Origin of the sequence: Limnobacter sp. SAORIC-580 (assembly GCF_013004065.1) — a bacterium.
Taxonomy (GTDB): Bacteria; Pseudomonadota; Gammaproteobacteria; order Burkholderiales; family Burkholderiaceae_B; genus Limnobacter; species Limnobacter profundi.
On the sequence record NZ_CP053084.1, the window covers coordinates 788,023 to 813,593 of the forward strand.

28 protein-coding genes are annotated in these 25,571 nt (G+C 52.1%); 25 read left to right on the plus strand and 3 right to left on the minus strand.

Annotated features, from left to right (window positions below):
- Positions 1-132: 132 nt before the first annotated feature.
- The 9 genes from HKT17_RS03715 to HKT17_RS03750 all read left to right on the plus strand — a co-directional run bounded on the left by HKT17_RS03715 (position 133) and on the right by HKT17_RS03750 (position 7,155).
- On the plus strand, positions 133-543 hold the full coding sequence (locus tag HKT17_RS03715; RefSeq protein ID WP_205882491.1) for an NINE protein: 411 nt from the start codon (positions 133-135) through the stop codon (positions 541-543).
- 47 nt (positions 544-590) lie between these two features.
- Positions 591-734, plus strand: coding sequence for a hypothetical protein (locus tag HKT17_RS15500; RefSeq protein ID WP_205882492.1), 144 nt, complete (start codon positions 591-593; stop codon positions 732-734).
- 145 nt (positions 735-879) lie between these two features.
- Positions 880-1,245: a hypothetical protein gene (locus HKT17_RS03720; protein ID WP_171097929.1), complete on the plus strand. Its 366-nt coding sequence runs from the start codon at positions 880-882 to the stop codon at positions 1,243-1,245.
- Positions 1,246-1,481: 236 nt separating this feature from the next.
- A complete protein-coding gene (locus HKT17_RS03725) occupies positions 1,482-2,588 on the plus strand; it encodes an OprO/OprP family phosphate-selective porin (RefSeq protein WP_240965892.1) in 1,107 nt (368 codons plus the stop codon).
- A 106-nt stretch (positions 2,589-2,694) separates the two neighbouring features.
- Complete coding sequence (locus HKT17_RS03730; RefSeq protein ID WP_171097932.1) at positions 2,695-4,308, plus strand: sensor histidine kinase; 1,614 nt, start codon at positions 2,695-2,697, stop codon at positions 4,306-4,308.
- Positions 4,305-5,027 carry a response regulator transcription factor gene (locus HKT17_RS03735; protein WP_171097934.1) on the plus strand — a complete coding sequence of 241 codons (723 nt, stop codon included), beginning with the start codon at positions 4,305-4,307 and terminating at the stop codon, positions 5,025-5,027. The genes HKT17_RS03730 and HKT17_RS03735 overlap by 4 nt, the downstream gene beginning before the upstream one ends.
- Positions 5,028-5,164: 137 nt before the next feature.
- Positions 5,165-5,728, plus strand: a complete 564-nt coding sequence (locus tag HKT17_RS03740; protein ID WP_240965894.1) for a metal-independent carbonic anhydrase family protein — start codon at positions 5,165-5,167, stop codon at positions 5,726-5,728.
- A gap of 60 nt (positions 5,729-5,788) precedes the next feature.
- A complete protein-coding gene (locus HKT17_RS03745) occupies positions 5,789-6,706 on the plus strand; it encodes a DUF3034 family protein (RefSeq protein WP_240965896.1) in 918 nt (305 codons plus the stop codon).
- Between the two features lie 11 nt (positions 6,707-6,717).
- Complete coding sequence (locus HKT17_RS03750) at positions 6,718-7,155, plus strand: group I truncated hemoglobin (RefSeq protein WP_171097940.1); 438 nt, start codon at positions 6,718-6,720, stop codon at positions 7,153-7,155.
- A gap of 65 nt (positions 7,156-7,220) precedes the next feature.
- Here HKT17_RS03750 and HKT17_RS03755 read toward each other — a convergent pair whose 3' ends face one another.
- Positions 7,221-8,606, minus strand: coding sequence for an aminotransferase-like domain-containing protein (locus tag HKT17_RS03755; protein WP_171097943.1), 1,386 nt, complete (start codon positions 8,604-8,606; stop codon positions 7,221-7,223).
- A gap of 281 nt (positions 8,607-8,887) precedes the next feature.
- Between HKT17_RS03755 and HKT17_RS03760 the strand changes: the two genes are divergently transcribed.
- The 7 genes from HKT17_RS03760 to HKT17_RS03790 all read left to right on the plus strand — a co-directional run bounded on the left by HKT17_RS03760 (position 8,888) and on the right by HKT17_RS03790 (position 14,610).
- A complete protein-coding gene (locus tag HKT17_RS03760) occupies positions 8,888-9,370 on the plus strand; it encodes an MSMEG_0572/Sll0783 family nitrogen starvation response protein (RefSeq protein ID WP_105029808.1) in 483 nt (160 codons plus the stop codon).
- Between the two features lie 62 nt (positions 9,371-9,432).
- Complete coding sequence (locus HKT17_RS03765) at positions 9,433-10,389, plus strand: Nit6803 family nitrilase (RefSeq protein ID WP_105028416.1); 957 nt, start codon at positions 9,433-9,435, stop codon at positions 10,387-10,389.
- Positions 10,376-11,452 carry an MSMEG_0568 family radical SAM protein gene (locus HKT17_RS03770; RefSeq protein WP_171097945.1) on the plus strand — a complete coding sequence of 359 codons (1,077 nt, stop codon included), beginning with the start codon at positions 10,376-10,378 and terminating at the stop codon, positions 11,450-11,452. Before HKT17_RS03765 ends, HKT17_RS03770 begins: the two co-directional genes overlap by 14 nt.
- Before the next feature lie 21 nt (positions 11,453-11,473).
- Positions 11,474-12,049, plus strand: a complete 576-nt coding sequence (locus HKT17_RS03775) for an MSMEG_0567/Sll0786 family nitrogen starvation N-acetyltransferase (RefSeq protein WP_205882494.1) — start codon at positions 11,474-11,476, stop codon at positions 12,047-12,049.
- Positions 12,046-13,062, plus strand: coding sequence for a sll0787 family AIR synthase-like protein (locus HKT17_RS03780; RefSeq protein WP_105028418.1), 1,017 nt, complete (start codon positions 12,046-12,048; stop codon positions 13,060-13,062). The genes HKT17_RS03775 and HKT17_RS03780 overlap by 4 nt, the downstream gene beginning before the upstream one ends.
- Entirely contained in the window at positions 13,043-13,327 is a 285-nt protein-coding gene (locus HKT17_RS03785; protein WP_105028419.1) for an MSMEG_0570 family nitrogen starvation response protein, read from the plus strand. The genes HKT17_RS03780 and HKT17_RS03785 overlap by 20 nt, the downstream gene beginning before the upstream one ends.
- 11 nt (positions 13,328-13,338) lie before the next feature.
- A complete protein-coding gene (locus HKT17_RS03790; RefSeq protein WP_240965897.1) occupies positions 13,339-14,610 on the plus strand; it encodes an MSMEG_0569 family flavin-dependent oxidoreductase in 1,272 nt (423 codons plus the stop codon).
- Here HKT17_RS03790 and HKT17_RS03795 read toward each other — a convergent pair.
- Both HKT17_RS03795 and HKT17_RS03800 read right to left on the minus strand, forming a co-directional pair.
- Positions 14,603-15,094 carry an acyl-CoA thioesterase gene (locus tag HKT17_RS03795; RefSeq protein ID WP_205882495.1) on the minus strand — a complete coding sequence of 164 codons (492 nt, stop codon included), beginning with the start codon at positions 15,092-15,094 and terminating at the stop codon, positions 14,603-14,605. The two genes, HKT17_RS03790 and HKT17_RS03795, sit on opposite strands and share 8 nt — an antisense overlap.
- 1 nt (position 15,095) lies before the next feature.
- A complete protein-coding gene (locus HKT17_RS03800) occupies positions 15,096-15,812 on the minus strand; it encodes a GntR family transcriptional regulator (protein WP_171097947.1) in 717 nt (238 codons plus the stop codon).
- A gap of 162 nt (positions 15,813-15,974) precedes the next feature.
- Here HKT17_RS03800 and HKT17_RS03805 point away from each other — a divergent pair, with 162 nt between their 5' ends.
- The 9 genes from HKT17_RS03805 (at position 15,975) to HKT17_RS03845 (ending at position 25,529) form a co-directional block, all read left to right on the plus strand.
- The gene (locus HKT17_RS03805) at positions 15,975-17,429 is read left to right on the plus strand and encodes a 2-hydroxymuconic semialdehyde dehydrogenase (RefSeq protein ID WP_008250707.1); all 1,455 of its coding nucleotides are present in this window, start codon (positions 15,975-15,977) and stop codon (positions 17,427-17,429) included.
- Positions 17,430-17,439: 10 nt separating this feature from the next.
- Positions 17,440-18,270: an alpha/beta fold hydrolase gene (locus HKT17_RS03810; protein ID WP_008250708.1), complete on the plus strand. Its 831-nt coding sequence runs from the start codon at positions 17,440-17,442 to the stop codon at positions 18,268-18,270.
- 5 nt (positions 18,271-18,275) lie between these two features.
- Positions 18,276-19,058, plus strand: coding sequence for a 2-oxopent-4-enoate hydratase (dmpE, locus tag HKT17_RS03815; RefSeq protein ID WP_171097949.1), 783 nt, complete (start codon positions 18,276-18,278; stop codon positions 19,056-19,058).
- Positions 19,059-19,087: 29 nt separating this feature from the next.
- Positions 19,088-20,005, plus strand: a complete 918-nt coding sequence (locus HKT17_RS03820; protein WP_171097951.1) for an acetaldehyde dehydrogenase (acetylating) — start codon at positions 19,088-19,090, stop codon at positions 20,003-20,005.
- A gap of 10 nt (positions 20,006-20,015) precedes the next feature.
- A complete protein-coding gene (gene dmpG, locus HKT17_RS03825; protein WP_171097953.1) occupies positions 20,016-21,044 on the plus strand; it encodes a 4-hydroxy-2-oxovalerate aldolase in 1,029 nt (342 codons plus the stop codon).
- On the plus strand, positions 21,041-21,829 hold the full coding sequence (dmpH, locus tag HKT17_RS03830) for a 2-oxo-3-hexenedioate decarboxylase (RefSeq protein ID WP_008250718.1): 789 nt from the start codon (positions 21,041-21,043) through the stop codon (positions 21,827-21,829). The genes dmpG and dmpH overlap by 4 nt, the downstream gene beginning before the upstream one ends.
- An 11-nt stretch (positions 21,830-21,840) precedes the next feature.
- Positions 21,841-22,032: a 2-hydroxymuconate tautomerase gene (gene thmT, locus HKT17_RS03835; RefSeq protein ID WP_008250719.1), complete on the plus strand. Its 192-nt coding sequence runs from the start codon at positions 21,841-21,843 to the stop codon at positions 22,030-22,032.
- Between the two features lie 141 nt (positions 22,033-22,173).
- A complete protein-coding gene (locus HKT17_RS03840; protein WP_171097954.1) occupies positions 22,174-23,124 on the plus strand; it encodes a WD40/YVTN/BNR-like repeat-containing protein in 951 nt (316 codons plus the stop codon).
- Positions 23,121-25,529 carry an efflux RND transporter permease subunit gene (locus HKT17_RS03845; RefSeq protein WP_171097956.1) on the plus strand — a complete coding sequence of 803 codons (2,409 nt, stop codon included), beginning with the start codon at positions 23,121-23,123 and terminating at the stop codon, positions 25,527-25,529. The genes HKT17_RS03840 and HKT17_RS03845 overlap by 4 nt, the downstream gene beginning before the upstream one ends.
- Positions 25,530-25,571: the final 42 nt, after the last annotated feature.

Consider the following 25,571-nt stretch of genomic DNA (forward strand, 5'->3'; position numbering starts at 1 on the left):
GATTTGACTCTGCCTGAATGTGTAGTTCGCACTTGCCACACAATAAGTTACTCGCTTTAAACAGCGCGTGTATTTGATCGAAGTTCTACAACACTGTGTTATTTTATTTTTTGGATAAGCTCTAACAAGAAAATGCACATGATCAAAGAAAACAACAGCCACAGTATCGTCATCGGATACATCCTCTGGATTTTCGGTTTCATGGGCGCACATCGTTTTTATTATGGACACCCCATTTCCGGCATCATCTGGTTTTTCACGCTTGGCCTGTTTTTGATTGGCTGGATTGTCGATTTGTTCTTGATCCCGGGCATGGACAAAAGCGCAGATCGTCGTTTTCTAACTGGCCCCATCAACTACAACATTGCCTGGGTGTTGCTGACTTTCCTGGGTGTGTTCGGCATTCACCGGTTTTACCAACGCAAGTGGATTACCGGTTTGATCTACCTGCTCACTGTGGGCCTGTTCGGCATCGGTGTTATTTACGATTGGTGTACGCTGAATGATCAAATTGACGAGCTGCACCGTGACGGCGTTGAGTAAAAATGGCGAAGCGAAGTTCGATTAAGCAGGTTATAAGCCCAGACCAATTGAGTAATCTCAACGAGTTAGTGGTCGACAAACGATACGGCAAACGCGCGAAAGCCAAAAAAGCACGACGCAACCGTCATTATGAAAAACAGTTTCTGCGCAATGCAGTAACCTCAGGCATTCTTTCTGAAGATCCTTCCTGAATCGGCGATCATTCATTTTGTATTCATCTTCTCTAGACGTGTTGTTCATGGAACAACACGGTTTAGGTTAAGGCGTGGCGGTCAAACTGATTTCCATGCAGACAAGTTGCTGCACTTAACCGAAACACCTCAAAGGAGAAATACCATGAAAAAGATTGTTGCACTTTCACTTGCTCTTGGCTTTAGCGGCGTTGCACTGGCCAGCGACTTGACTTTCGGCGATGGTACTTACCATGTTGTAAAAGAGTCAAAGCAGTCCAGCTTGACACGTGCCGAAGTTCTTTCCAAGACAGACAGCACCAATGTGGCCAACGCTGTGGATGGCTCGGTAACACCAAGCTACGCTCCTAACACCATGCTGAGTCGTTCGGACGTGATTCGTAAAATGGAAGGTTTCCAGTATGCCGATTTTGGTGACGCAACCAACCCGACTCCTTGGGTGAAGATGCGGGACGACAACAGCAATTTTGCGCAGGATGAAAGCAGCAAACCTGTGACTAAAACCAACTGATCTGTCAGTTTTCGAGTTCTTCACCTCACCCCTTGGGCCGTAAAAGGTCCGATTCGAGGCCCGAGTAATCGGGCCTTTTTTTTCGTACAAATGATTTATATTGCATTTGTATTTCTCGTTAAAATTCGTTCATTTTGTGTTCATTTCTGTTGATGAAGGACTTCATTGGAAGTTCAGTGACCGTTCATCTTGACGGTCAACAATGGGGCTCCACATAAAACCCAAGGAGTACCCCTATGAAAACCAGTTCTTGTTCCGTGTTGGCCCTGTTGATGCTGGGCGCGATTGCGACCGAAACCCATGCTGGTCAGGTGCGCACTGATGGTCAAGACATTATTCTTTCTACTAAAGGCGGATTGAAGCTCGAGACTGAAGACAAAAGCGCGGGCTTTCAAATTGGCGGCCGGCTGCACTGGGACTACACGCAAGATGAATCCGACACAGCTGCCAATGGTAATCAGACACTAGAAGATTTTGATGCACGTCGCGCACGAATCGCTTTGAGCGGGCATTTGAATGATTTTGAGTACAAAGCGGAATTCAATATTGCCGAATCTGGAAGCGGTGGAAGTGTCGAAGATTTGTACGTGAAGTACAAAGGTTTTGGTGAGATGGCCAATTTAACGATTGGTAAACAGCGCGTACCTTTCGGCATGGATGTTTTAACCAGCTCCAACGATATTTCATTGCTTGAGCGATCTGCCATGACAGAACGCTATACCTTGGAGCGATCTGCTGGAGTGAAGTTAAGCGGGCGTGGTATGGACAAACGCTTCACATACGGTGTGGGTTTGTTCGAGGCCGATGGTAACGGCACCAATGACTTTCAGGAGCAGGCTTTGGCTGGGCGTGTAACTTTTGCACCCATTATGACTAAAACGAGTGTGTTGCACTTGGGTGTGGGTTATCAAACTGTGGGGGCAACCGACCCTTTGGATGAAACCGACACCATGAATATGGAGGTGGCCGGTGCGCTTGGACCCTTCCACGCCCAGGCGGAGTATTACGACTCTAAAGTTGGCCCACAGAGCTTTAATGGTTATTACGCGCAAGTAGGGTACATCCTGAACGGTGGAGGCACTCGCCCATACAGCGATGGCATTTTTAAGCGGGTAAAGGCTGTACCTGGTGGTACTTGGGAAGTGACTGCCCGCTTTGAGGAGGGGGATGGCCGTTTCAATGACGTTGGTCTGGCTTTTATAGACGCACAGCAAACTTCACTGGGACTGAACTACTACATGAACGATGCGGTGCGAATCGGCTTGAGTTACATGGACGCTGAAAGCAACACCAATAGCGACAGTGGTAACGAGCTGCGCATGCGCCTTCAGTTCACTTACTGAGGTGGTTTACGAAGATGAACACCAGATTAACAAGCCAAAAAATCTGGTGTTTATCGCTGATAATCCCTAGCATCTGGAAATTGATTTGATGCACAAGGGTAAGTTGATGTTTAAGACCCGTATTCTGCTGGCCTTTGTGGCTTTGGCGCTGGTGGCGGTTGCTCAAGGGGTAATCGGCTATCTTGCCATGGCCACAGCCAGTCAGAATGTTCAAAAAGGCCGAGTTGCTAACGAGTTGTTGGTGGGTTATATGGACCTGCTTTCCAACAAACAGCTGTTAAGAACCCAACTGACCAACGAGATGACTGGGCTGGAATCTGATCCCCAGCAAAGTCAGGTCTACTACTACAACATGATTCGCGCGCTCGATACGCTGGACCGTCTTGCCGAAACGTCAAAAGGTTTGACTCTAGGTGATGAGGCGCTTTTGCCTGAACATGACGAGCGCAGCCAAAGTTTGATTATTCTTCGCAAGGGCGTAGACCAGTTGGGTTCGGTGATGACTGCATCCGAATGGAAATTCGAGGCAGTTACCCCACAACAGAAGCGCCAGAAACTGGATCAAATCTTTGATGTATCTGATGGGCAGGATTTGAGGGTGGCACTGACCCAAAGCATTGCGCGTGAACGTTTGATTACGGCGCGTGACCGGGCCGCAGCAGACGTGTCACTGAACTTTATGACCAATGTGGTTGTTATTGCAACAATTGGTCTAGCCCTGTTCATGGTGCTGCTTGGGTTTTATTTCGTGAGGTCTTTGAGTAAACCAGTAGAGCGTTTGATCAAGGGCGCTGAAGCCTTGCAGGCGGGTAATTTAAGTTATCGCATACCCGCCTTTGGACGCGATGAGTTCTCGCAAGTGGGCCGCAGCATGAATGACATGGCTCGAGAAATTGCACGTTTACGCGCCAACGATCAACAGGCGCGGGAGCAACTTGAGATTCAGGTGAGCGAGCGAACCAACGATTTGCAGGAGGCCTTGCACCGATTGGAAAAAATTGAGCTTCGCCGCCGGCAGATGTTTGCAGACATTAGCCACGAGTTAAAAACGCCCACCACTGCAATTCGCGGTGAGGCCGAAATCAGTTTGCGCCATGGCGGAAATAGCAATGCCGAGTGTAAGGAAACTCTCGAGCGGATTGTTCAATACGCCCAGCAGCTCAATTACATTGTGGACGACATGCTGACCTTGGCGCGAAGCGATATTGATGCGCTTGTACTGGACCGAAGGGCAGTGGATGTTTCAACTTTGTGCCACGAATCAATTGCTTACTTCCGACCACAGATCAGCCAAAAGGGCTGTGTTGTGGAAGCGCAAATTCAGAGTGATAGCTTGGTTCTGGGTGATGCGCAGCGTTTGAAGCAGGTGTTAAATATTGTTTTGGACAATGCGATTCAATACAGCGGCGCCAAGGCGGTTATACGGATCAGTACCGCATCAGTGGAGGACGCTGAGAACATGCGCCGATGTGAGGTAACGATTGAAGACAATGGCCCGGGTATTCCTGAGAATGAGTTGAGTCGAGTATTTGAGCGCCACTACCGTGGCACCATGGCGAAGCTGATCAGGCCCGACGGCAGCGGTTTGGGCCTGCCACTTGCTGCGGCGATTGTGCGGGCACACCATGGCACAATCGAAATTATCAGCGAAGAAAACAAGGGGTGCCGTGTCACGATTAATTTACCGGCATTCGATTCAGTGATTGAGGACGCAGTATGAAAGTGTTGATTGTTGAAGACGATGCACGTGTGTCTAGTTTTTTGGAGCGTGGACTGAAAGCGGAGGGTTATCGACCCCAAGTGGCCCACAATGCCAGCACTGGAGTTTTATTGGCAAAGGCACTGCAAAAAGACGTACGTGAGAATTTTGAAAGCGCTGTAGTGATTCTCGATGTGATGTTACCCGACGGTTCCGGGCTTGATGTATGTCAAACCTTGAGGGCTGAGGGTTTCTCGTTGCCTGTGCTAATGCTAACCGCACTGAATTCAGTCGAAGACCGGGTGGCAGGCCTGCGCATGGGTGCTGACGACTATCTCGGCAAGCCGTTCGCATTTGATGAAATTCTCGCACGCTTGGAGGCCCTGGGTCGCCGGGTGGGAAACACTGCACCTAAACAGGCCCGAAAAAATTTAGAAGTAGCTGACCTGAAACTTGATCTAGAGAAGATGCGTTTGTCGCGTGCGGGTCGTGAAATTCAGTTGACTGCGAAAGAGCTTGCTTTGGTCGAGTTGCTGATGAGTGCGCCAGGCCGGCTGTTCAGCCGAGAGCGGATTCTTTCAAACGTGTGGGGTGTGAATGAAGATCCACTGACCAATGTGGTGGATGTGTACATTCGACGCTTGCGCGCCAAGATTGATCTTGAGGGTTTGCCACCCCTGATACATACCCAGCGTGGGCTTGGTTATCGCCTGGAATCGCTAAAGACCAGCGATTCGTAATGGTGTTCATCTGGCGTTAATTTTTGGTGCCAGTTTGATTCATCGGGCAACGGAGTTCCAGTTCATCTGACTCTTTCAGAATGGTGTTCATGAAAAGCAATGTTTGTTTTTCGAACCTCAATTTGAAGGAGCATATGATGAAAAATTCCAGTTTAGTTCGTACCACCTTGATATCTGCCGGCTTGTTATTCAGCGGTGCCGCTTTCGCAAATACAGCTGTGGTGAGCAGTAACATTACGGAGGCAGAGGTACTGAAAGCTCAGAAGGTATGGGGCGAGGCTGTTGTACAAATTTCCAAAGACTTTGAGGCAGGTGGCTTGGACAAGGCCAAGAAAACTGCCCAAGCCGCACTGGATGCCGCCTACGCTTATGACATGGGCCCCGTGTTGTTCAAGCCCACATTGGCGGCAATTCCACAGAACATCCGTAGCACTGAAGAAGGGGCATTGGCCTATTTTGTAGGCGGTAACAAAAAATTCCCCAATGATTCTGGCTTTGCATTGAAGGGCTGGAGAAGTGTTGAATCCAAAAATTCTGTCATTCACTTGAATGGCAACACGGCCTTGACCATGGGCAATGTCAGCTTCACTGACAAGAATGGCAAGGTGACCACAGTCGACAAAACCTGGGGCTATGTGAAAGACAGCGCTGGCAACTTGAAAATTGTGCTGCATCACTCTTCCTTGCCATACACCAACTAAATATTTGGGTGGCCGACGCCTAAGTCGGCCATTTCTGACGTTCTCATGGAAGCAATAGTGATGAACCAACAACAATCAAAATGGATTAAAGCAGCGGTGTTGAGCACCGCAGTTTTTTGTGCCCCGGTTTGGGCAAGCACGGGCAAGCTGGTGTTGACCGGCGGTGTAAGTACCGTGGAAGGCGCGGGCGGAGGAGGTATCACGCCGTGGGCATTTATTGGCACCCAAGCCACCGAAAAGGAACTGGGTTTTGCAGCGAACCTGACTCAGGTTGAAACACAGGATTACTCGCTAACTACCTACGGTGCGACCGTGGGCTGGAACGAGCGGGTGGAGTTTTCGCTGGGTGAGCAGGTGCTTGATACGGGTATTACCGGAACAGCGCTGACCGGTGCTGGTCTGGATTTGAAACAACAAATCGTCGGTGTGAAGGTCCGCGTGTTTGGTGATGGTGTGTTGGACAGCGACACCTGGTACCCGCAAGTGGCAGTGGGCCTGCAACACAAAACCCTTGATGCAGCAGCCTTGGAGCCAACCCTGACTTCGTTGGGTGCTGACGACAGTGGTACCGATTTTTATGTGACTGCGACCAAGTTGTTTTTGAAACAAGGCGTATTGGTGAACGGTACATTGCGCGCCACCAAGGGCAACCAAAACGGTTTGTTGGGGTTTGGGTCCAACACCGATGACAGTTACGAGTTGATGCCGGAGATTTCGGTGGCCAAGCTGCTGAATCACAACCTCGCGATTGGTGCCGAATACCGGATGATGCCCAACAACCTGGAAGCGGCTGGCCGCAATGCAGGCCTGAACAGTGGTCTTCGCGCAGACGATTGGATGGACCTGTTTGTGGCATGGGCCCCAACCAAGAACCTTTCCTTGACCGCAGCCTATGTGGACCTGGGTCGAATTGTGCCCGCCACCACTGATGGCCGCAGTCAAACCGGCTTTTACCTGTCCGCCCAACTAGCGTTTTGAAGGAGTACGTAATGATGAAATCAATTCGATCTTTTGCAGCAGCAATTGCCTTCGCAATGTGCTTGCCCATGGTTGCTCAGGCCAGTTCCGAGAAATCACTTTACGAACAACTGGGTGGCAAGGAAAGCATACGCTTGATGATGGACGACTTTGTGGTTCGCCTGAAAGCCGATCCGCGAATAGGTGATCAATTTGCCGCTACTGACGCAGAACGACTGGCCTCCCAGTTGACAGACCAAGTGTGCGAGGCCACGGGCGGGCCATGCAAGTATGTGGGTCTGGACATGAAGTCGGCCCATGCTGGAATGACCATCACCAAAGCCCACTTCAATGCGCTGGTGGAGGTATTGCAAACAAGCATGAACCAATACAAGGTGCCTTTCGATGTGCAGCTCGAAGTACTTAGTATGTTGGCACCCATGCACAGAGATGTGATTACGGTGCGTTAATTCCACCTTAAATGTTTGGGGCAGTTCTAACAGGGTTGATCAGGTTTTCCGATTCAACCCTGTTGTTACATTGAAGAATTTGACATGAGCGTGTCAGCAACAATTCGCAAGGTGTGCTCCAAGCGCTCGTCATTTAGATTGCCACCCAGGGAAAGTCTCACAGCGTTGGGTGTTGCACCTTCCAGGCAGAACATGTCTGCGCTGGCAATGGCGATGCCTCGATTGAGCAGTCGCCCACAGAATGCGGACTGACTCCAGGCTGATGGAAGATTCAACCAGAGGTGAAACGCTTCCGGGTTTGTTTCGATTTTGAAATCTCCCAGTATTCGCCTGGCGATCAGTTGCCTTCGCTGGCTCATCAGTCGAATATTGTCCAGACACATTTGTGCTGTGCCATCGAGAATCCATTGTGTAGCAAGTGCTGAGCACATTGGGCTGGCCATGATTTGCGTGGCGCGCAGTGAGGAGGCAATGCGTTTGGATTCGAGTTCGGTTGGGCACACCAGAAATGCAATCCGAAGGCCCGCACTGCAGGTTTTGGACAATCCGTTGACGTAGTACGTCAGTTCTGGCGCAAGGCTGGCCAAGGATGTCGGCGGGTTGTGCATCAATTTGCTGTAAGGGTCATCTTCAATAATCTTGAGGCCAAAATATCGGGCCACTTCTACAATTTCACGCCTGCGTGTTTCGCTGATGGTGCGGGTGGTCGGATTCTGGATGGTCGGGTTCAGGTACAGCGCCCGAACTTTGTTGATTCTGCAGTGTGCCTCAAGAGCATCTGGAAGAATACCTTGGGCGTCGCCGGGGATGCCCAGTGTGCGTATGCCCAGCAAGCCCGCCATTGCTTTTACGCCAGGGTAGGTGATGGCTTCTGCACACAGTGTATTGCCCGCACCGACCAAGCCATTCATCAGGCCAGCCAGTGTGGCCTGAATGCCTGGTGTCACCAGAACCGTGCGCCCCTTGTGATGTGGGCTGACACCGTTTAACCAGACAGCAGCAGCCTGTTGATCGTCTTCAGTTCCCCCGAAATCCTGATACCGGGTTAGCCGGTGAAAGTTTCCTTGCTCTGTCACATGCCGTGCACCGTGGCGCATGCGCGCAAGTAATTCGGGCTCTTGTGGTTCAGGAGCCATGTTCATGGTCATCTCGATCAGCGTGGGTTCTGCTTCAAGCTGGTTTGAGTTTCTTATCCGGACGTAGCTGCCTACGCCTGCCTTGGACGTGATCAGGCCGCGGTGCTGCGCTTCCTGATAGGCACGTGCAACCGTGGTGTAGTCCAGATTCAAGCCTTTGGCCAGTTCACGAATGGGTGGAAGCCGGTCGTCAAGCTGCAGCACGCCCCGTTGTATTTCGAGTTCAATTGCTTCGGCAATAGCCAAATAGGCAGGCTTGTCGCAACTGGAAAGCACCTTGTTCCAGTCTTCCAAAAGAGTTGATCTGCTTCGCATGTTCACTCGCTGTGCCTGTCGGTTTCAAATGGGTGCAAGCAACTTGCGCGCCCGGTGCATTGCACTTTTCAGGTGCGATGTTTTTGACTTGTGTGGTGATGTCAGCTCTCAGGTTTGAGAATGGAACTGGCTGGAGAGTCGCATGAAATGGATTTGATTGCACATTGATTGGATTTGGAGAGCTTGAATTGGTACAGGCATTGCGACTCTGTGAGCGTGCGCCGGCACAGTGCAATTCACTTTCACGGTGCCCATTTGTTGATGACTCTGGAGATCATGAAATGCCTAAAGTAAATCACCCCGCTCATGTTGATGGCGATTATTTTGTCGATTATGAAGAAAAAGTATTTGAGGATGTGAAGGCCGAGCCAGGTCAAAAAGCGCTGGTGACTTTTCACACAGTGGCGTTTGAAGGTTCGATTGGTTTTGTGAATCTGTTGCAGGCTACACGATTGCAGCGCAAAGGCTTCGAGACCTCGGTGCTGCTGTATGGCCCCGGCGTTACTTTGGGTGTGCAGCGTGGATTCCCCACCTTGGGCAATGAGGCGTTTCCTGGTCATTTGAATTTCAACAATCAAATCAAGAAATTCATGGGTGAAGGCGGCAAAGTGTACGCGTGCCGTTTTGCGTTGCAGGCGCTGTATGGCCATGGAGAGCCTTCCCTGATTGAGGGAATTCGACCCATCAACCCCCTGGATGTGATGGACCTGGTGCTGATTCACAAACGTGACAGTGCCGTGATTATTGACACCTGGACGTTGTAAACGCGCAGTGGGGTCGCCCACCGGCGCCCCACTTGATGGCAGTTGAAGTGGAGTATACGTGCATGACCCAGCCCAGAATAATTCGCGCAGCAGCGGCGCAGATCGCACCTGATCTTCAGGACCCTGCCCAAACCATCCAACGGGTTTGTCAAACCATGGAGGAGGCTGCAGCCAAAGGCGTACAAATTATCGTGTTCCCGGAAACCTTTGTGCCTTACTACCCCTACTTTTCTTTTGTGTCGCCGCCTGTTCAGCAAGGCAAGGATCATCTGCGGCTTTACGAGTATGCGGTGACGGTGCCCGGTGCAGAGACTGAGGCGATATCGGCTTTGGCTGCCCAGTACAACATGGTGGTTGTTTTGGGTGTGAATGAGCGGGACCATGGCTCGCTGTACAACGCGCAAATTATTTTCGACGGCAATGGCGAAATACGCTTGAAGCGCCGAAAAATTACACCGACCTACCACGAGCGAATGGTGTGGGGGCAGGGCGATGCATCGGGTTTGAAAGTGGTGAAGACGAGTGCAGGGCGTGTGGGTGCGCTGGCCTGTTGGGAGCACTACAACCCTTTGGCCAGGTATTGTTTGATGGCCCAGCACGAGGAAATTCACTGCGCCCAGTTTCCTGGTTCTTTGGTGGGGCAGGTATTCGCCGATCAAATGGAGGTGACGATTCGCCACCACGCGCTGGAGTCGGGCTGCTTTGTGATCAACAGCACTGCCTGGCTTTCCGAAGAACAGGTTCAAAGTATTTCGCAAGACAGCACTTTGCAAAAAGGCCTGCGTGGTGGTTGTTTCACTGCGATTGTCAGCCCTGAAGGCAAGTTGCTGGGCGAGCCTCTAACCGAGGGTGAAGGATTGGTGGTGGCTGATCTTGACATGGCACTGATCACGAAGCGCAAACGGATGATGGATTCGGTTGGTCACTATGCGCGGCCCGAGTTGTTGAGCTTGTTGGTCAGGGATGAGGCTTCAAGTCCCATGAGAAGAATTTCGGGAGTGCAGCATGCTGAGTACTGATCTTCAAACCTATGGCTTGAGGCTAGAAGACTCGTCTGCGGGGGTTCAAAGCCGGCGTGGTGGTGCTGGCCCTTCCGATCACAAAGCGGTTGTGGTGGATGGGCAAACCGTGATGATTCCTGTTCATACGCATACGGCATGGGACTCTCCTTTCATGGCCAGCAAGCCCGATGCCAACGGGAAAAGCGAGCTTCGCAAAAACGGAATTCCAATTGCTGTGATTGATTTTCCAAAGCAACCGAAGTTCTATGGCCTGAAAACCGCAGAGGGCATTCCTTACGAGCAAATTGCCACACTGCACAGCAGCGATGTGTTGGCCACCACCGTGCTGCAAACCTGCATTCGCTACCAAAGCAGAAATAAAACATGCAAGTTTTGCTCGATTGGCCAGTCTTTGGCGGCAGGCCGAACCATTGAGCGAAAAACACCACAGCAACTGGCTGAAGTGGCGAAGGCTGCTGTCGAGTTGGACGGTGTGAAGCAAATGGTAATGACCACTGGCACACCAGCTACGCCTGACCGGGGCGCAGCAATCATGGTTGAAAGTGTATTGGCGGTGAAAGCTGCGGTGGATTTGCCGATTCAAGTACAAATTGAACCACCAGATCGCTTTGAATGGTTTGACGAATTGAAGCGAAGCGGTGCCGACACTTTGGGCATGCACCTGGAAGTGATTTCAGATGCAGCGCGGCAAGCAATGATGCCAGGCAAGGCCACAGTGCCGGTGAGTTACTACATGCAGGCATTTGATGCGGCGGTGAAGGTGTTTGGTCGCGGGCAGGTGAGCACTTACATTATTGTTGGGCTGGGCGATTCACAGGTTGAAATTATCGACATGTGTCGCGAACTGATATTGCGCGGGGTTTATCCCTTTGTGGTTCCGTTTGTGCCAATTGGTGGCACTCCTTTGGAAAGCCACCCGGTTCCGAGTTCCCAATTCATGCGGGAGGTGCTTCAACCCGTTGGCCAGATGTTGCGGGAAGCCGACCTGTTGTCCAAAGACATGAAAGCCGGCTGCGGAAAATGTGGTGCGTGTTCAACACTGAAAACTTTTGAAGTCTGAGCCTGTGAGTGAGGTGCTGCCATGTTTATTACCGAAATGAATGTTGAGGAATTTGCGCACAGTGAGTGCCACATCAAATTGGCCGTAGATGACTGGGCGTTACGAGAGGCGCAGAAATTGCGCAACGATGTTTTTGTGGTTGAGCAAGGCATTTTCCAGACCAGTGACCATGATGTGTTTGACAGCAGCGCCTATACCCTGGTGGCCACCATCGGTTTGCTGGGTATTCCCGATGCTGTGGTGGGCACCGTACGAATTCATGAGCAGGCTCCGGGTGTGTGGGTGGGCTCGCGCCTTGCTGTGGATCAGGCTTATCGATCAGTCAAAGGCCTTGGAAAAGCGCTGATTGCCATGGCGGTGAGTAGTGCACGCGCGCAAGGGTGCACTGCCTTTTATGCGAATGTTCAACTGCCAAATGTGGGTTTGTTTCAAAAGCTGGGTTGGCAGGCTTTGGGTGAGGTAAGCGTGCACGGTGTGCAGCACATGTTCATGCAAGCCAACCTTGACATGTACCCGGTAGAGCACGACCCAGGCCGAGGATTTATTCACCTGTTCAAGCAACCATCAAGCAAAGCACGGATTGAGAGGCGTGTATGAGTTGGCTACAAACACTGGTGCACAGCATTCGGGAAAGCAAGGGGCTTGCGCATAAAAAAGACATTGCGATTGCCATGGATGAATTGGCGAGCGCTCAACCTTGCGATTCTTCATGCCGGGTGGGTGATGACTGCGCCGTGTTGAAGTCGGCGGATGGTTCTTTTCTTCTGTTTGCCATTGAAGGCTTCATGAACGAGTTTGTTCAAGAGGACCCCTGGTTTGCAGGCTATTGCGGCGTGATGGTGAATGTCAGTGACATCGCCGCAATGGGTGGGCGCGCCACGGCGGTTGTGGATGCAGTATGGACCGCTGATTCATGGCAGCTGCAAAGAATTCTCCAAGGCATGGCAGCAGCATCGGCTCGATACAGGGTGCCCATTGTAGGCGGGCACACCAATGCCAGAAATAAACAAGCTCAACTGGCTGTGTCGATTATTGGTTCAGCAAACGCCGTGTTGAGCAGTTTTGATGCCAAGCCCGGTGATGTGTTGATGAGTGTGATTGATTTGAGAGGCGGTTACCACGGTGCTGGAAACAACTGGAATGCCAGTACAGACTCGCCAGCGGAACGCTTGCGGGCAGATCTGGAACTGCTGCCACAGGTGGCAGAAGGTGGTTTGGCGGTGGCCTGTAAAGACATCAGTATGGCAGGTGCTTTGGGCACCACATTGATGATGCTGGAATGTTCTGCATGCGGTGCTGAAATTTGGCCAGCTGCATTTCCACGCCCACAGGAAGTCTCTGTAGAACGCTGGATGCAAACCTTCCCCAGTTTTGGTTTCGTGTTCAGTGTGCCATCGACTTGTGTGGAGCGGATGAAGCAACTTTTTGGAAGCAGGGATTTGCGTTGCGAACCCGTGGGGCATGTGATTGAGGGCTCCATGGTTTGGGTAAATCATGAAAGCGAGCGGGAACTGTTGTGGGATTTTTCTGGCACACCACTGTTGGGTTGCAGCCAGTTGAATCACGCAACTGATGTGGTGGGAGAGGCGCATGCCTGTGGTTCGATTTGATGTGATGTGGCCAGATGCCACGGTGATGAAGTGCCAGTCGCCTTCCACGGTGATTCGAAATTTCTTGCATGAGGGGCAACTTGTGTCTTTGCCCGAGTTTTTGAAAATTTCTGAACTGGGGTTGAGTGCGGCCAGCGAGCGTGTGCGCGAAAAATATGGGTTTGCCTGCTCAGCAGCCATTGATCAACTGGAAATCATCCTTGCCAAGGCAACTGATTTTCAGGGTTGGGAAGCGGCTGTGGTGCAAGTCATCCGAATGGATTGAGGGAGAAGAATGTGAGTGCTGAACCAGGTAAATTGAAAGATCATTATTCCGTTGTTGTAATCGGCGGTGGCCAGGCTGGGCTCTCGATGAGTTATCACTTGACTCACAAAGAGATTGATCATGTTGTGCTGGAAAGAAACCAGATCGGGCACAGCTGGCGCAATCAGCGATGGGACAGCTTTTGTTTGGTAACCCCAAACTGGCAATGCAATTTGCCTGGCTTTCCGTATGCTGGGCCTGAACCAAAAGGCTTCATGAAAAAAGCGGACATTGTTGCGTACCTTGAGGCATTTGTTGCCTCGTTTCAGCCACCTGTGTTCGAAGGTGTCGCAGTGAAACAGCTGCGCAAGTTAAGCGATGGCTTGTTCGAAATTCAAAGCACGCACGGAACATTGACGGCGAAGCAGGTGGTAGTGGCTGTGGGTGGCTACCACAAGCCAAGAATTCCAAGGGTGTCAGAAAAAGTACCTGCGCATATCCGACAGATTCATTCTTCAGAATATCGGAATCCTGCTCAGTTTTCAGAGGGCAATATTCTGGTGATTGGCTCTGGCCAAAGTGGTTGTCAAATTGCAGAAGACTTTCATTTGGCAGGCCGACATGTGCACTTGTCAGTGGGCAGCGCTCCCCGTGTAGCGCGCCGCTACCGTGGTCGCGATGTTGTGGAATGGCTGGCCGACATGGGGCACTACGACATGCCCGTGGAGTTGCACCCCCAGAAGGAAGCGGTCCGAGCCAAGGCCAATCATTACGTGACTGGTCGCGATGGTGGCCGGGACATTGACCTGAGAGTGCGGGCGAAGGAAGGTATGCAACTTCATGGCCGTTTGATCAATTGCGTGGATGGTGTGATGCATTTTGCAGATGACCTCACGAAGAATTTGGACAACGCGGACCAGAGCAGCGAGAACATCAAGAACATAATTGATGGCTTCATTGCCGAGAATGGAATTTCGGCACCGAACGAGGCCAGATATGTTCCTGTGTGGACGCCTGAGGATGGAGGGTCATGTATCGATTTGATTGCTGAAAACATCACTGGAATTGTTTGGTCCGTGGGTTTTGAAAGCTCGTTTGACTGGATCGATTTACCGATCTTCAATGGCAAAGGTTACCCGAATCATTATCGGGGTGTTAGCCGCGAACCAGGTGTTTATTTTCTCGGTTTGCCGTGGTTGCACACCTGGGGCTCGGGGCGTTTCTCGGGTATTGCGCGTGACTCTGAGTTCCTGCTTGCGCAAATTGAACAGCAGCTTCAAGCTGTGCTTGAAGGCGTCAATTAACCGCCCGATAAGCCTCAACAAACCGGCTCGGTTGCTTTTTGGGGCGGCCGGTTTTCATGTCAATGCACACCCATTGAGTGTGCCCTTGCATCACGGTGGCGTGGTCGCTTTCGCGCACAAACTGGTACTGGCGAGTCATGTCGGCTTTGCCTTCGTTGTGGCTGATCCAGGTGGCAATCCACAGCGTATCGCCTGCAAAGGTGGGGCGTTTGTATTCCAGGTGATGCTGGCGTGCCACACAGCCGTAGCCGAATTCTACAAAGTCTTGAAACGTTAGCCCAAGTTGCCTGGAATGAAGTGCCGCAATGGCCTGCATCCACACCAGGTAAATGGTGTTGTTGGTGTGCTCGAATTCATCGAGATGTTCAGGCTGCACCGTTAACTTGCCCACACATTGTGGGGTGCATGGCCACACGCTTTGTGGTGTGTCGCTGGTGGCGATGGTTTGGATATCGCTGACTTTGAAAATGTTGGAGTTGGTCAATTCAGGCGCTCTTTCCAAACCTTTCTTTGGGCAGCTTTTGAACTGCGATCAAGGATCGATTGATGTGTTCCGCCAAAATTTGCGTGGCCAGTTCGCTGTTGCGGTTCAGCGTGGCATTCAAGATTTCTTCATGTTCAGAATGCACGTCGCGGGGAATGGGCTTTTCCGAGAGAATCAGGCGACGATAGCGTTCGGATTGCATGTACAGCAAATGCTGGAACTGTTTCAGCCAGCGGGAAGGGCAGGCGGAAATGAGTGTGTCGTGAAACAAGCGGTTCTTGCGTTCCCACTCGCTACGGGTTTCTACAGTTTCTTCACCCAAGCGTGATTCTGCGCGGCTTAGCATGTGAAATGCGCCCATCACTTCGGCTTCCCACTGGTCGTCCCCCAAGGCGATGGCTTGGCGCAGGGCCTCTGTTTCAATCATTACACGGGTACGGGTAATGTCCTGAAAATCCTCTGCAGACATTGGGGCGACTGTAAAGCCACGGTGTCCCTGCGCTACCACCAGTCCGTCATTCAGTAGCAGTTGCAGTGCTTCACGCAAGGTGCCAGCACCCACCTCATAGTCGTCCTTCAGATGTTCAACGCGCAACTTGGTGCCGGGCTTGTGTACGCCTTCAATAATGTCGCTGCGCAGCTTGCGGTAAGCGGTTTCGGCCAGTGTCAGGCTTTCCCCGTTGGTGACGCTGCCCGGCAATGAGACCACTTCATTCATACACACCCCAAAAAATTCTTTCCGTTTCGCCATTGTAGACGAGTTGCGGCGTTAATCAATATTGTCGAAGAAAAATAATATTCTCGAGAAAATATATTGACGTCGAGAAAAATAAGTTTTATCGTTTGTTCATGGTTTAATCGATTGGCAAGGAAGAATGCAATGAAAGAAGTCTTGAACTTCATCAACGGGGAATTCGTCGCAACGGGAAAAACATTCCCCAAGCACTCGCCTTTGAACAATGCGGTGATTGCGCAGGTCCACGAGGCCAGCCGTGCACAGGTCAACGATGCAGTGGCCGCTGCCAAAGCTGCTTTGAAGGGCCCATGGGGCAAGATGACGGTGGCAGACCGGGTGCAAATGCTGTACGCCGTGGCCGATGAAATCAATCGTCGATTTGATGACTTTTTGCAGGCTGAGGTGGCCGACACCGGTAAGCCGGTGAGCCTGGCCAGTCACATTGATATTCCCCGCGGGGCGGCCAACTTCAAGGTGTTCGCCGACACCATCAAGAATGTGCCCACAGAATGCTTTGAAATGGCCACTCCGGATGGACGCGGCGCGCTGAACTATTCCATTCGTCGCCCTGTGGGTGTAGTGGGCGTGATTTGCCCCTGGAATCTCCCTTTGCTGCTGATGACCTGGAAAGTTGGCCCTGCGCTGGCTTGCGGCAACACGGTGGTTGTAAAACCTTCGGAAGAAACCCCACAGACCGCTGCGCTGTTGGGTGAGGTGATGAATAAAGTGGGCGTCCCTCCTGGCGTATACAACGTGGTGCACGGCTTTGGTCCAGATTCCGCGGGTGAATTCGTGACTACCCACCCCGATGTGAATGCAATTACCTTCACCGGCGAAACACGCACCGGTGCCGCAATCATGAAAGCGGCTGCGCAAGGTGCACGCCCCGTGAGCCTTGAAATGGGTGGCAAGAATGCCGCCATCGTGTTTGCAGATTGTGATTTTGATGCCGCCATTGAAGGCACCATGCGCTCGGTGTTTGCCAACAGCGGGCAAGTGTGTTTGGGCACTGAACGTGTGTATGTGGAACGTCCGATTTTCGACAAATTTGTGGCTGCCATGAAGAAGGGCGCGGAGGGTTTGAAGCCCGGATTGCCAGACGATAAAGACACTGGCATTGGCCCGGTGATTTCACAGGAACACCGCGACAAAGTATTGGGCTATTACCGAAAGGCGGTGGAGCAGGGCGCAACCGTGGTGACTGGTGGTGGTGCATTTGAGATGCCTGGCGAACTGAACCAGGGCGCTTGGGTGCAGCCCACCATTTGGACTGGCTTAGATGACGATGCAGCGGTGTGTGTCGAGGAAATCTTTGGACCCTGCTGCCACATTGCCCCCTTTGATTCTGAAGACGAAGTGGTGGCGCGTGCCAACAACAATGTGTACGGCCTTTCCACTGCTGTTTGGACCCAGAACCTGGCCAAAGCGCACCGTGTGGCTGCCTCGATTGAAGTGGGTTTGGCTTGGGTGAACAGCTGGTTCTTGCGCGATTTGCGCACACCGTTTGGTGGTGCCAAGCAATCGGGTATTGGCCGAGAAGGGGGTGTGCACTCGCTGGAGTTTTACACCGAACTTAAAAACATTTGCGTGAAGCTGTAAGGAGCCCACGATGAACGCACCCGCTTCACCCGAAATTGGATTGAGCATTCAGGCCAACGGCCTTCAAACAAATTATCACGATCAAGGCCAGGGCACGAACCTGATGCTGATTCATGGTTCCGGCCCCGGTGTTTCGGCTTGGGCGAACTGGCGCTTGGTGATACCCGGTTTTGCAAAACAATTCCGCGTTGTTGCCCCAGACATGGTGGGCTTCGGTTTCACTGAGCGCCGCCAAGGTTACCAATACAACCTGGACAACTGGGTGGCCCACGCAATTGGTGTGATGGACGCACTGAACATGGAACAAACCGATTTGATTGGTAACTCGTTTGGTGGCGCTGTAGCGCTGGCGCTGGCGATTCGCCACCCCAGTCGTGTTCGCAAGCTGGTGTTGATGGGCAGTGTAGGCGTGCCATTCCCGATTACTGAGGGACTGGATGCAGTGTGGGGTTACCAGCCGTCATTCGAGAACATGCGTCGCATTATGGATTACTTCGCATACGACCGTAGCCTTGTGAACGATGAGCTGGCTCAGTTGCGTTTTCAGGCCAGTATTCGTCCCGGTTTTCAGGAAAGTTTCTCAGCCATGTTCCCCGCGCCGCGACAGCGCTGGGTAGACGCCATGGCCAGCCATGAAAGCGATATTCGCGCGCTGAATAAAAGCACATTGATTGTGCATGGCCGGGATGATCAGGTCATTCCCTTGAGCACTTCGCTGTGCCTGCACGAAATGATTGTGGATTCGCAACTGCATGTTTACGGCAAGTGCGGTCACTGGACCCAGATTGAACACGCTGCGCGCTTTGAGCGCTTGGTGACTGACTTCCTGCGAGAGGCTTAAAGCAAATGGACACTACTCAAATTCGCGACTTGGGCGATGAACTTTATAACGCGTTGACCCAACGACACACGATTGCTCCGCTAACCAGCCGTGGTTTCGACATCACGATTGAAGACGCCTATCACATTCAACAGAGGATGATTGCGCGACGCTTGGACAACGGCGAGCACGTTATCGGCAAGAAAATTGGCGTGACCAGTGCAGCCGTGATGAACATGCTGAATGTGCATCAGCCCGACTTTGGCTACCTGCTCAATGGCATGGTTTACAACGAGGGCGAAGCCATTGAAGCGGCCAGCCTGATTCAACCGCGTGCTGAAGGTGAAATCGCATTTTTGATGAAACGCGATTTGATGGGCCCTGGTGTAACCGCCGCCGATGTGCTGGCCGCCACTGAAGGCGTGATGGCTTGTTTTGAGATTGTGGACTCACGCATCGCCGATTGGAAAATCAAGATTCAAGACACCGTGGCCGACAACGCCTCTTGCGGCGCCATTGTGTTGGGTGACCGGGTTGTTGATCCTCGCAAAGTGGACCTGTTTACCTGCGGCATGATGCTGCAAAAGAATGGTGACATCGTGGGCACTGGCGCGGGCGCTGCTGCACTTGGGCACCCAGTGAACGCGATTGTTTGGCTGACCAATACGCTGGGCCGTTTGGGTATTGGCCTGAAGGCAGGTGAAATTATTTTGTCAGGTTCTCTGGCAGCACTTATTCCCGTGAAGGCAGGCGATTCGCTGCACATGTCGATTGGCGGCATTGGCAACTGCTCTGTTCGCTTCGCGTAAGTTACAACGCAAAAGGCAAAAGGAATTCGATGATGAAAAAGATCAAATGCGCACTGATTGGTCCCGGCAATATTGGTACCGATCTCTTGATGAAACTGAAACGAAGTGCAGTGCTCGAGCCTGTGTGGATGGTCGGTATTGACCCCGAATCAGATGGCCTGAAGCGCGCTCGCGAGATGGGTATTAAAACTACAGCGGAGGGCGTGGATGGTTTGCTGCCCCATGTGGAAGCCGATGGTGTGCAAATCGCATTCGATGCCACCAGTGCTTATGTACATGCTGAGAACAGTCGCAAGCTGAACGAACTGGGTGTGTTGATGATCGACCTCACGCCCGCAGCAGTTGGGCCTTTTTGCGTGCCTCCTGTGAACCTGAGGGAGCATGTTGGCAAGCGTGAGATGAATGTGAACATGGTGACTTGCGGTGGCCAGGCGACCATTCCCATGGTGTATGCCATTTCACGAGTTCAGGCAGTCAGCTACGGCGAAATTGTGGCCACGGTGTCGTCGAAATCCGTAGGCCCAGGTACCCGCAAAAACATTGATGAATTCACCCGCACTACAGCAGGTGCTGTTGAAAAAGTAGGCGGTGCCAAAAAGGGCAAAGCCATCATCATCATCAACCCGGCTGAACCGCCCCTGATCATGCGTGACACCGTGCATTGCCTGGTGGAAGGCACACCTGATCAGGAAGCAATTACCAAGTCGGTTCACGACATGATCAAGGAAGTACAGAAGTACGTGCCTGGCTACACGCTGGTGAACGGTCCTGTGTTTGATGGCAACCGTGTGTCAGTGTTCATGCAAGTGGAAGGCCTGGGTGATTACCTGCCGAAGTACGCAGGCAACCTGGACATTATGACGGCTGCTGCGGCCCGTGCTGCTGAAATGTTTGCTGAAGAAATTCTCAGCGGCAAGCTGACCCTTGAACCCACCGTGAGCGCCTAAGGAGAACCCCATGAGCTTGAAAGGAATTGAAATCAAAGTGCATGACATGACACTTCGCGATGGCATGCACCCCAAGCGCCACTTGATGAGCCTGGAACAAATGCTGAGCATTTCAAAGGGGCTGGACGAGGCAGGTGTTCCGCTGATTGAAGTGACCCATGGCGATGGTTTGGGTGGGTCGTCTGTGAACTATGGTTTTCCGGCGCACAGCGATGAAGAGTATTTGAGCACAGTGATTCCTGCGATGAAGCAGGCCAAAGTGTCCGCATTGCTGTTGCCTGGCATTGGCACTGTAGACCACTTGCGAATGGCCAAAGAACTGGGTGTTCACACGATACGTGTAGCCACCCACTGCACCGAGGCCGATGTGAGTGAGCAGCACATCACTTATGCCCGCAAGCTGGAGATGGACACTGTGGGTTTCTTGATGATGGCCCACATGGCCAGTGCAGAGAAGCTGATTGAGCAAGCCAAATTGATGGAAGGCTACGGCGCAAATTGCATTTATGTGACTGACTCTGCAGGCTACATGCTGCCCGAAGATGTGTACGCAAAAATCAGCGCAGTGCGCGATGCACTGAAGCCTGATACCGAAATTGGTTTTCATGGTCACCACAACCTGTCGATGGGTGTTTCAAATTCCATCGAAGCCATTCGTGGCGGCGCTCGCCGCATTGATGCAGCCGCAGCCGGTTTGGGTGCGGGGGCAGGTAACACACCGATGGAAGTGCTGGTGGCGGTGTGTGAACGCATGGGAATCAACACGGGTGTTGATGTTTTCAAGATTTCTGATGTGGCCGAAGACCTTGTGGTGCCGATCATGGATCACCCCATTCGCATTGACCGAGACTCCATGACCCTTGGCTATGCCGGTGTGTATTCAAGCTTCCTGTTATTTGCCAAGCGAGCCGAGAAGAAGTATGGCATCAGCGCTCGTGAAATTTTGGTTGAGCTTGGACGACGCGGCATGGTGGGCGGTCAGGAAGACATGATTGAAGACACTGCCATCACCATGGCCCGTGCAAGGAGCGTTGCATGAAACTCGATAAAAAAACCATCTCTGCACTGGCGGAGCACCTGGAGAGCGCAGAACTGAATGCGCGCGATGTGGTGAAGATTACCGATGACCACCCAGACATGGATTGGGACGATGCCTATGCCATTCAGGATGAAATTCGTGCTCGCAAAGAACGCCGTGGCGTGCGTATTGTGGGCTTGAAAGCTGGTTTGACTTCGCATTCCAAAATGAAGCAGATGGGCGTAGACACACCCGTATTCGGGTTTCTGGCTGATTACTACAGCGTGCCGGAAGGTTCGGCCGTGAAGGTGAGTGAGTTGATTCACCCAAAGGTGGAGCCAGAAATTGCCTTTGTTACCAAAGCTGATTTGCGTGGCCCAGGTTGCAACATTGCCACTGTGCTGGCGGCCACTGACTTTGTGATGCCAGCCATTGAAGTGATCGATTCACGTTACCGCGATTTCAAATTTGATTTGAAAAGCGTGATTGCAGACAACACGTCCGCTGCACGTTTTGTGGTGGGTGGCACCATGAAACCAGTCAACGGCATGGACTTGAAAACCACTGGCATTGTGTTGGAAAAAAATGGCGTGCCAGTGGCTTTTGGCGCGGGTGCCGCAGTGGTGGGGCACCCAGCAGCAGCCATTGCCATGCTCGCCAATGAACTGGCCAAGCGCGATCAATTTGTGCCTGCAGGTTCGCTGATTTTGTCGGGCGGCATCACCGAGGCCGTGGCCGTGGAAGCCGGCGACAACGTCACCTTGCATGTGCAGGGTTTGGGCCAGGTTGGCCTGCGTTTTGAGTGAGGGCGAACACCATGCCATTTGCACAAATCAATTTGATTGAAGGGCGCACGGAAGCGCAAAAACGTGCGGTGATTGAGAAGGTGACCCAGGCCTTGGTTGAGGCTGTGGGTGCACCGATTGAAGCGGTGCGGGTTCAGATTATTGAAGTACCCAGCACCAATTGGGGCATTGCAGGCGTGTCTGCAAAAGACCGGGGGCGATAAGCCAGTGAGATAAACCGTTCGCATTCCAGCTGCACATAAAAACCACAGCAGCTTTTCATTTGCCAAACAGAGAAGGCAGGAGACATTGTGAATATTCAGTATTCAGGGGCGCCTTTGCGCCTAAAAAAATCAACAATTAGCTTGGCACTACTTGCAGTGGTCGGTGCTGCACTATTGAACGCTTGTGCTGACAGCACGGTTCAAGCCGGCAGCAATTCAGCTCAAAAGTCAGCCACAGTAGAGCGCTATGAGGTGGTTCAAACCCTCAGCGCGAATGGCGACACGGTGCTGGGGGGTACGCAAACCGGTGTTGTGACTGTATCTACCGACGCTGGTAATAGGTGGGCCCGCAAGCAGGTATCCACGACCGCATCTTTCATTGATTCGACGTTTTGCCCTGACGGTAGCGCAGCCATGCTGGATGTGTACAACACGGTGTGGACTTCCTCAGGCGATTTCACAGATTGGTTGCCCTCCAAATTCGACAAGCCCTCCAGCCCTGTGGCAATTGAGTGCCACATCAGTGGTTTGTGGGTGGTCGGCTCTGGTTCTAACCTGATCAACTCCACTGACCAGGGCAAGAGCTGGCGCGTGGTCAGCTTCGATGAAGATGCGCAGTTCACGGCGCTGGCTTTTACCAGCGATACGCACGGTATTGCATTTGGCGAGTTTGGCATGTTGGCGTTTACCAATGACGCGGGTCAATCCTGGCAGCGCGGTGAACCGATCACCGGTGATTTCTACACTTACGATGCCTTGTTTATCGACACTTCAACTGGATATGCCAGTGGCTTGGCTGGTCAGGTTTTGAAGACCACAGACGGTGGACTGACTTGGGTGCGAGTGGTGAACACCACAGAGGCTCCGTTGTATCGCCTGTTTATGCACGCAGGCGTGCCGCACGGTGTGGGTGCCAACGGCACGTTGGCGAAGCTCGAAGCTGATCAATGGGTGTCCGTGGGCTATGAGCGACCGGTGTTGTCGTTCTTGGGTGCCGCTGTATCGGGTAATCAATCCATTGTTGTGGGCGGCCCAGGCGGCCTGCTTCGAACGGTTCAAAGTTCTAATTCAAGTCAGGCGGACCCATCATGATCAAGTCTTTCGCCGATCGTTTGATCGCTCAAATTATTCGCGCTGAAGAGTGGCTATTTGCCAATCCCAAGATTGTGCTGGGCATGATTTTGCTGGTCACCTTGGGTTTTGCCGCAGCCATTCCGCAACTGAAGGTGTATTCCGATTTTTCGGACTTGTTACCCCAAAATCACCCCTACATCAAAACTTACAACCAACTGAAAGAAAACTTCGGTGGCGCCAACATGGTGGTGATGGCGGTGGAGGTGAAAGAGGGCACCATTTTTAACAACGACACCTTGAAGTTGATTGAAAAAGCGACTCAAGGTGTGGACAACCTGCCCAGTGTGAACCACAACCTGGTCAGCAGCCTGACGCACCGTTCTTCTCGAAAAATTTATCTGGATGAAACCGGCGCCTTTCTTTCCGACACGTTTTACGACAGCAATAACGGTGAGTTAAGTGAAGCCCAACTGACGCAGCTGCAGAAAGACGTGACCGCGAACCCCACCATTTACGGTTTGCTGGTGTCGCCTGATATGAAGGCTGCCCTGATCAAGGCGCAGTTAAACGAAGGTGATATTGATTACGAAAAAACATTCGGTGCGCTGATGCAACTGCGCAGCGAGTTGACGGACGACAAACATAATTTGTACACCACAGGTAACCCTGTACTAACCGGTTGGGTTTACACCTATCTGGATCAATTGGTGGCCATCATGGCCTACACACTGGCTTTACTCACACTATTGCTGATTGTGTATTTCCGACGTTTCTACGGCATTGCCTTGCCTTTGTTGGGAATCGCTTTGTCATCGATTTGGGGTTTGGGTTTCATGGCCATGGTGGGTATCAACCTTGAGCCATTGTCTTTGCCGATTCCTTTTCTGATCGCTGCGCGTGCCACTTCGCACGGTGTGCAGTTAGTGGTGCGCTACTACGAAGAACTGGCCATTGTAAAGAATGGAAAGAAGGCGGCACGCAATGCGCTGGAAGCACTTTTCCGCCCAGGTTCACTGGCGATTATTGTGGATGCCTTGGGTATTGCCGTGCTGGTGCTGGGTGCTGCCCCGTTCAATTACAAGCTTGGTATCGCAGCCGGCTTCTGGGGCTTCTCGGTCATTTTCACAGTGCACTTCATGGTGCCACTTGCGCTGACCATTCTTCCCCAGCCCAAAAATACCAAAAACGAAAACCAGGGTATTCGTGATGCGCTGGGCAGTATCACCAGCAAAACCGTGGCGCGTTTCAATGGTGCACTCACTGTGTTGATCGCCACCGTGGCATTTTCAGCAGCGGGTTTGTATTACGTGAAAGACGTGCAAATGGGTGAATCTGAACCAGGCTCGCCTATTCTGAACCGTGATCACGACTACAACCTGGGCACCAAAGCGATCAATGATTTGTTCCCAGGTTCGGAGGAATTGCATGTGCTGGCGCGCACGGCAGAGAAGGGTGGTATCAAGCGCCCTGAAGTGATGGCAGCGATTGAAAAGTTTCAGGCACACATGCTAAGCGACCCTGAGCTTGGTGGCACCAAAGCCATCCCGGGCGTGGTTCGAGTGGTGAACCGATTGTTGCACAACGATGATCCCCGCTGGGCGCAGTTGCCCGACAACGAAGCTGAGGTGGGCGGATTGATGTTCGCCTACCAGGTGTCAAGCCCGATTCCCGGTGCGCTGAAAGAGTTTGTTACGCCCGACGAAAACGAAGCCAATATGGTTTTTTACTACAAAGACCACAAGGCCAGCACCATCAACCGCATTGTGGCTTTGGCTGAAGAAGGCAAGCGCATTGCTGAAGCCGAAGTACCTGGACTGACGATTGAACTGGGTGGCGGCATCATTGGCGTGACAGCCGCAGCCAACCAGGCTTTGCACACCGACCACATGATCATTATTCCCGCTGTGATGATCATGGCCTTCACCTTGGTGATGGTGTATTACCGCTCAGTTCATGCTGGCTGGTTAATGATTATGCCAATGCTGTTTGCCACGCTAATGACCTACGCCTACATGGGTGCATTTGGTATCGGCATCAGTGTGAACACCGTGCCAGTGATCGCAGTGGGTGTAGGTGTCGGTATCGACTATGCCGTGTACTTCATGGACCGCATTCGCGAAGAAATGCATGTCGTCAAAAATATCAAGCAAGCCGTGATCAATGCCGTGGCATCCACAGGTTATGCCGTCAGCTTCACTGCCGCCACGCTGATCGCAGGTGTGGTGTTGTGGATTTTCATGTCTGATCTCCGATTCCAGTCTGACGCCGCTGTGCTGCTGAGTTTCATGCTGATTGTGAATGCCATCGCCGCCATGTTGATTGTGCCGGCTTGGTGTGTCGTATTCAAACCGAGGTTTGTGATGGGTGAAGTGCGACAAGAGAAAGCACAAGCCGCTGATTTGAAACTGGCGAAAGCCGCCTGAAAAATTATCAAGCAGTACAACAGCAACAAAGGAGAAGGGGCA